Here is a 6,435-nt window from a genome sequence, read left to right on the forward strand (position 1 = left end):
GCTTAAAACAATTAAATGGCGTCAATGATGAGTTTTTCAAATCAATCGCTGGTTCGGCGTTTGAAATTGCAGCAATTGGCTGTTTTTGAACGGGTGCTAAGTTGCGGCTCATTGTTGGCTGCGTCTCGTGAATTGCACATGACGCAACCGGCTATTACCAAAATCATTCAGGAGCTTGAGGAGCATTTCGGGCAAATATTATTGGTGCGATCCCGGCGGGGCGTACAGCCCACAGATTTTGGCCTGATGCTGCGCAATCACTGTCGTACGCTCATGGCCGACTTACGGTATTTGGCCGATGATTTGAATTCGTGGAGTGCGGGGGTATCCGGCCAGGTTGTTGTTGGAACGTTACTGGCGGCGTCTGCGCAACTGTTACCTGGTGCCGTACGTCGTTTGCGTGAAATGGCACCCAATGTCGTGGTTCAGGTCAGGGTCGGGGTCAACGACAAAATGTTTCCTGAGCTGGCAAGGGGTGAGCTTGATGTGGTGGTGGGGTTAATTCCCTTGCATGAAAAGAACCCCGACTATGAGCACGTTCCGCTATACGCCGAAACGCTTTGCGCGGTGGTAGGGCGCCAACATCCTTTGGCGGCAAGTCGTACGATTTCGGTTGCTCAACTGGAGTCCTGGGACTGGATTCTGCCAACGTCCGAATCTGAGGCCTCGCATTCGGTTGACCACTTTTTTGAAACCTTGAAAATGCGCAAGCCCACCCGTATTGTGGAGTCGGTTTCGATCATGACGAACCTGGGTTTGTTGGTGGACTCCGACATGATCGCCATCATGCCTTACAAAGTGGCCGCTAAATTTGTTCATCTTGGTTTATTAAGCGTTTTACCTGTGGGGCAGGATATCCCGTTTGGCTATGTTGGTTATACCTTGGCTAATGGTCGAACTGCGTCGCCGGCCACCCAACGCTTGCTGTTAAGCCTGCACGACGTGGCTTCGCAAATATCGTCTTAAGTTTCGTTACGCGTTTCCCCGGCTGAGCAGGGTACTTGATATTCCATTTGTTTATACCTGGACCAAAAGAATTTATTATTCACGTCCAGTTGCGTTCGCTACAGTACGAAAATAACAGGAGACTTACATGAGCAGCAAAGAATCAGCGGTTATTGGTGGGAAAGCCAGGCCGCGGGGCCGCTTTCCACATTATCGGCGCGCCGGCGATTTCATTTTTGTTTCGGGTACCAGTTCGCGTCGACCCGATAACTCCTTCGAAGGCGTCGAGGTCGACCCCATGGGGGTGACCAATCTGGATATTCGTGTTCAGACTCGCGCCGTTATCCAGAACATGGCCGATATTCTTCAACATGCCGGTGCCGGCCTCGAAGATGCGGTTGAAGTGCAGGTGTTTCTGGTGAACATGAATGATTTCGGCGGCTTTAATGAGGTCTGGGCCGAGTTTTTCGATCATGACGGACCAACGCGCACAACGGTGGCTGTGCATCAATTGCCTCATCCTCACCTGCTGGTTGAGATGCGGGCAACAGCATACAAGCCGCTTTCAGATCAGGAGTGAGCGATGAATTTTAAATATGGTTATCCACTCAATTTCAAAAATTGGCTCGATGAGCATGCGCATTTACTGAAACCCCCCGTTGGTAACCAGCAAATCTGGCAGGACAGCGATTTTATGGTGACGGTTGTGGGTGGGCCGAATCAGCGTTCCGATTTCCACGATGACCCGGTAGAAGAGTTTTTCTATCAGTTCAAAGGTAACGCGCAACTTTTAATGTGGGAAAACGGTGAGTACGAGCGTGTTCATTTGAAAGAAGGTGACATATTTCTGATGTCGCCGCATGTGCTGCATTCGCCGCAGCGACCTGAAGCAGGAAGCTTGTGTCTTGTTATTGAGCGCCAGCGGCCAACGGGTGAAAAAGATGCGTTTCAGTGGAGTTGTGCACGTTGCGGCCATGTACTGCAGCGTTATGAGCTTGAACTGAAGAATATTGTGAAAGACCTTCCCCCTACCTACGAGCGTTTTTACAGCACCAACGAGGCTGAACGCACCTGTGCCAAATGCGGAGAAGTGCACCCCGGCCGGGATTTCGAGTCGTGGCACGCGACCCTGAAAGCCTCTCACCCTAATTTATAAGCTTGCTTGAAGTTTCTGGTATGGACATTACAGAATGATCGATATTCACTCTCATTTTTTTCCGCTTATTGGTAAAGACGTCGCCCATAAGGTAGACGCTGAAAAAGCAGCATGGCTGCGCGTGGACGAAGGCGGGCAGAAAGGCCATATTATGCTTGGTGATCAGCCTTTTCGGCCTGTGTACCGCGCGTTGTGGGATCCGGCCTATCGCGTGCAGGAGCTCGATGAGCAGGGCGTTGAGACCCAATTGGTGTGTTCAACTCCGGTCATGTTCGGTTATACGTGGGACCCAGCCAAAGCCGCAGATTGGGCGGCACAAATGAATGAACAGGCAATTGCATTTTGCGCAGATCACCCCTCTCGTTTGAAGGCTTTGTCGCAAGTGCCTTTGCAAGATATCAAGCTGGCTTGCGCCGAGGCCTCCCGGGCGCAGGCCGCCGGGTGTGTGGGCGTTCAAATTGGTAATCATGTGGGTGAAAAAGACCTCGATCATCCGGATTTGGTTGATTTCCTCATTCACTGTGCCAATGAGAATATTCCGGTTTTTGTTCACCCATGGGACATGATGGGTGGGCCGGGCCGCATGAAGCAATGGATGCTGCCGTGGCTTGTTTCCATGCCGGCGGAAACGCAGTTGGGCATGTTGTCGTTAATTTTGTCGGGTGCCATGGAGCGTATTCCTGAATCGTTAAAGATTTGCTTCGCCCATGGCGGGGGCAGTTTTGCCTATTTGCTGGGTCGCGTCGACAACGCCTGGAAATATCGCGATATCGTGCGCAAAGATTGTCCTCGTCCCCCTTCTGAGTACGCACGCCGTTTTTATTGCGATGCCACTATTTTCGACCAGGGTTCACTGCGTTTGCTGGCCGATGTGCATGGTGTCGATCGCCTCATGATGGGGTCGGATTATCCGTATCCGTTGGGTGAGCAACCTATCGGTTCTTTGGTGCAGGCATCATCGTTTTCCCCGAACGAAAAACAGCAAATACTGCACGACAATGCTATAACTTTTTTTAATCTGGCCTAAGTCGCCAGTTTCAAGAGAATGGACTTTTTAAATGAGTCCTTTCAACCTCGAGGAGACAGCAATGAAAATACGAAAAATTGGAACTTTAATCGCGGCTGTGGCGGGCGTGTGCGCTTTCAGTGCACCGGCGTTGGCCAAAGATTTCCGTATGGGCCTTATTACTCCCCCTCCGCATATCTGGACGCAGCAGGCTAACGGCTTTGCGGAAGACCTTAAAGAAGCCAGCGGTGGCAAACATACCGTGTCAGTTTTTCCAGCAGGCCAGTTGGGAAGTGAGGCGCAAATGCTTCAGCAAATGCAAACCGGCGCCCTCGATATGGCATTTCTTACTATTGCCGAAGCGTCTAACCGGGTAGAGAACCTAGGGGCGTTGTACGCACCTTATCTGGTTCGTAATGTCGCCGAAGCGGCTGAAATTTTGAAAACGCCGGCGGCAACCAATTTGCTGAAAGAGCTGCCGGCCAAAGCGGGTGTTGTGGGCATCGGCTACGGCATGGCCGGGATGCGTCAAATCTTAACGGCCAAGCCGGTTGAGACCGCCGACGACTTAAGTGGCATGAAGCTGCGTATTACGCCGTTGGACCCAATCCGTGATTTCTATATCGACCTGGGCGCTGCACCCACGCCGCTGCCATTGCCTGCTGTATACGATGCGTTGGCCAACGGGCAGGTCGACGGCATCGATATGGACCTCGAACTGATTTGGGCTTTGAAATTCTGGGAGAAGGCCGATACGATTCTTGTTTCCAATCACATGATGTTCCCGATGGTGGGCGTTGTGTCAGCGCGGGTGTGGAAAGACATGAGCGAGGAAGATCGTAAAATGATTACCGATCTCATGAGCAAGCGCCTGGATATGGTGATGGCTGAGTACAAAGCAAAAGAATCGGGTTGGGAAGAAAAAGTGCGTGGTACGGGCAAAACCATTAAAGATGTCGGCCCCGAGTTTTTCGAGGAAGAGATTGTGGAATGGGAGGAAACCTGGTCCAAGCGCACACCGGAAGCGCTGTCCGGCCTGCGTGAAGCAGCCAAGAATATTAAAAAATAACGTTTTCTCAAGTTAGTGAAGGTACCCGCTATGTTGCAGCGATTATCAACCCGGCTCGCCCAAATCGAGCTGGTGTTGGCCGGTTTTTTTGCGTTGTTGGTAACGATTCTTATCATTTACAACGTGATTACCCGCGCCATGAATAACTCTCAGTTTTGGGTTGATGAGGCCGCTATTTTTGCCATGATCTGGATGTTGTTTCTGGGAACAGCCGTACTACTGAAACAACGTCAGGCGGTAGCCGTAACCGCGCTGGTAGACGTTCTACCCAGAAAGTGGCGGCGCATAGTGGGTGTCTTTGTTGATTTAAGTGTTTTGCTGTTCGGCATTTTGCTTTTGGTATTTTGCTGGAAATGGTATGCCCCCCTGGACATGATCCAGGCGGGCTTTGATAAAGACGCATTCAGCGCGGAAACGTTTAACTTCATGTACCAGCAAAAAGCGGTAACGCTACCCATGTTCAAGTTTTGGGCATGGTTGATTGTCCCGTACTTTGCGGTGTCGCTTTGCTTTCATACCTTGGTTAATTTAATGAACGATCCGCGTGGCCATTACATGGATGAATCCGAGGGGCAGGCATTATGACGTTTTTTGTGTTTGCCCTCTTATTGCTTTTGCAGGTTCCCATAGGGATCTGTCTTTGTTTAACCGCGGTGTTTTATATTTGGTATTCAGGCAATACAGTCTTGTTTGAGTCGTATGCGCAGCAATTATTCGGATCAGTTGAGTCATACGGTTTATTAGCCATCCCGCTGTTTATTTTGGCCGGAGAGTTAATGAACGAAGGTGGATTGACACGCCGTCTTATTAACTTCGCCCGGGTGTTTTTTGGTGGCTTTCGCGGTGGTCTGGCCTACATTAACTTGCTGGCAAACATGATGATGGCGTCCATTATGGGGTCGGCCAATGCGCAGATCGCCATTATGTCTCGGGCCATCGTGCCGGAAATGGAACGCGAGGGATACGACAAAACATTTTCAACCGCCATTACGGCTGCAGCCGGTTTAATGGGCCCCATTATTCCGCCGTCAATGCTGTTTGTTATTTATGGGGTGCTGGCACAGATATCCATTGGCGACATGTTTATCGGCGGGATTATTCCCGGGATATTGATGGGGTTGGCATTTTTCCTGATCGTTGCCGGTTTCGGGTTTATACATACGTATCCGAAAGGTCGCTGGCCCGATGCGAAAGAGGCTGTGCAGTCTGTTATTCAGGTTATTCCTGCATTGGGTGTGCCCATTATTATCATTGGTGGCATTTTGTCCGGACTGGCTACGCCAACAGAGTCGGCAGGGTTGGCGTCATTGGCCGCGTTGTTGGCAGGGAAGTTTTGTTATGGTGATCTGAAATTGGGCGTTATGCCCGATTTGCTGAAACGCACCGCGTTAAATTCGGCGTTGGTTATTTTCCTTGTTGCGTCGGCAGGTGTTTTCGGCTGGACCATCACGTTCGAGAAAATTCCTCAAATGGTTGCCGAGTGGATTGGCGCCAGTACATCCAGCCCATTTGTTTTTATGCTGCTGGTGATGGCTCAACTGCTCATTGTGGGCATGCTTATTGAGGGCATTGCCGCGTTAATTCTTGTTGTGCCTATTCTGTTGCCGATAGCGGTTGACCAGTTTGGAATTAGCCCGGTTCATTTTGGCGTGGTTGTGTGTTTGAACCTGGTGTTGGGGCTGTTAACGCCACCGGTGGGTACAGGTTTGTTTGTTGCGTCCGCCATGACAGGCATTAGTCCAATGAAAATTGCCAAGGCGCTCATTCCCTTTCTGGTGAGCGTTATTCTTTTGTTGATCTGGTTCAGTTATGACCCATGGCCTGTCATGGTCTTATTGGAATAATTGTTTAAGGTTTATGTGGGCCTTTCATAAAATCGCACTCTATTCAAAAAGGCGTTACGTTTATAGGCGTAACGCCTTTTAATTTGGTTATGGTGCTTGCCGGTAACCGTTACAATGGATCGTCGCATACCTGTTACGGCACAAGTTAATGAACGCAACGCTTTGAATTAAAGGGAAGAATGAAAGTAAATATTTTGGGCGGTGGCCCTGCTGGTTTGTACGCAGCTTACCGAATTCGTCGTGACCTGCCTAATTCTGAAGTTCAGGTCTTCGAGCAAAACGATGCGCACACGACCTTTGGCTTTGGGGTAGTGTTCTCTGATAAAGCACTCGAATTCTTGCGAGCCGGCGATTCGGAAACGCTTGATTTGATTACCGCCGGCCTGGAAAGCTGGAGCGATATCGAAATTAATAT

8 protein-coding genes are annotated in these 6,435 nt (G+C 50.2%); all 8 read left to right on the forward strand.

The window, feature by feature from the left end; translation table 11 throughout:
• The first annotated feature begins 27 nt into the window (after positions 1 to 27).
• The gene (locus CJO09_RS14785) at positions 28 to 966 is read left to right on the forward strand and encodes a LysR substrate-binding domain-containing protein (protein ID WP_218961070.1); all 939 of its coding nucleotides are present in this window, start codon (positions 28 to 30) and stop codon (positions 964 to 966) included.
• A gap of 127 nt (positions 967 to 1,093) precedes the next feature.
• Positions 1,094 to 1,525, forward strand: a complete 432-nt coding sequence (locus CJO09_RS14790) for a RidA family protein (protein WP_119443048.1) — start codon at positions 1,094 to 1,096, stop codon at positions 1,523 to 1,525.
• Between the two features lie 3 nt (positions 1,526 to 1,528).
• On the forward strand, positions 1,529 to 2,101 hold the full coding sequence (locus CJO09_RS14795; protein ID WP_119443049.1) for a 3-hydroxyanthranilate 3,4-dioxygenase: 573 nt from the start codon (positions 1,529 to 1,531) through the stop codon (positions 2,099 to 2,101).
• A 34-nt stretch (positions 2,102 to 2,135) separates the two neighbouring features.
• Positions 2,136 to 3,128: an amidohydrolase family protein gene (locus CJO09_RS14800; protein WP_119443050.1), complete on the forward strand. Its 993-nt coding sequence runs from the start codon at positions 2,136 to 2,138 to the stop codon at positions 3,126 to 3,128.
• A 61-nt stretch (positions 3,129 to 3,189) separates the two neighbouring features.
• Positions 3,190 to 4,176, forward strand: coding sequence for a TRAP transporter substrate-binding protein (locus CJO09_RS14805; protein ID WP_119443051.1), 987 nt, complete (start codon positions 3,190 to 3,192; stop codon positions 4,174 to 4,176).
• 30 nt (positions 4,177 to 4,206) lie between these two features.
• Positions 4,207 to 4,761 (forward strand): TRAP transporter small permease, encoded by a 555-nt coding sequence (locus CJO09_RS14810; protein ID WP_114421553.1) that lies wholly within the window; start codon positions 4,207 to 4,209, stop codon positions 4,759 to 4,761.
• Positions 4,758 to 6,020 (forward strand): TRAP transporter large permease, encoded by a 1,263-nt coding sequence (locus CJO09_RS14815; RefSeq protein WP_119443052.1) that lies wholly within the window; start codon positions 4,758 to 4,760, stop codon positions 6,018 to 6,020. The genes CJO09_RS14810 and CJO09_RS14815 overlap by 4 nt, the downstream gene beginning before the upstream one ends.
• 179 nt (positions 6,021 to 6,199) lie before the next feature.
• On the forward strand, positions 6,200 to 6,435 hold a 236-nt coding region (locus CJO09_RS14820), incomplete at its 3' end, for an NAD(P)-binding protein (protein ID WP_158582687.1).

The sequence above is a fragment of the Neopusillimonas maritima genome (assembly GCF_003576595.1).
GTDB classification, from domain to species: Bacteria; Pseudomonadota; Gammaproteobacteria; order Burkholderiales; family Burkholderiaceae_B; genus Neopusillimonas; species Neopusillimonas maritima.

Coding starts and splice junctions, on each gene's coding strand:
- CJO09_RS14785 (WP_218961070.1), top strand. CDS start 28: ATGAGTTTTTCAAATCAATCGCTGGTTCGGCGTTTGAAATTGCAGCAA.
- CJO09_RS14800 (WP_119443050.1), top strand. CDS start 2,136: ATGATCGATATTCACTCTCATTTTTTTCCGCTTATTGGTAAAGACGTC.
- CJO09_RS14795 (WP_119443049.1), top strand. CDS start 1,529: ATGAATTTTAAATATGGTTATCCACTCAATTTCAAAAATTGGCTCGAT.
- CJO09_RS14815 (WP_119443052.1), top strand. CDS start 4,758: ATGACGTTTTTTGTGTTTGCCCTCTTATTGCTTTTGCAGGTTCCCATA.
- CJO09_RS14790 (WP_119443048.1), top strand. CDS start 1,094: ATGAGCAGCAAAGAATCAGCGGTTATTGGTGGGAAAGCCAGGCCGCGG.
- CJO09_RS14810 (WP_114421553.1), top strand. CDS start 4,207: ATGTTGCAGCGATTATCAACCCGGCTCGCCCAAATCGAGCTGGTGTTG.
- CJO09_RS14805 (WP_119443051.1), top strand. CDS start 3,190: ATGAAAATACGAAAAATTGGAACTTTAATCGCGGCTGTGGCGGGCGTG.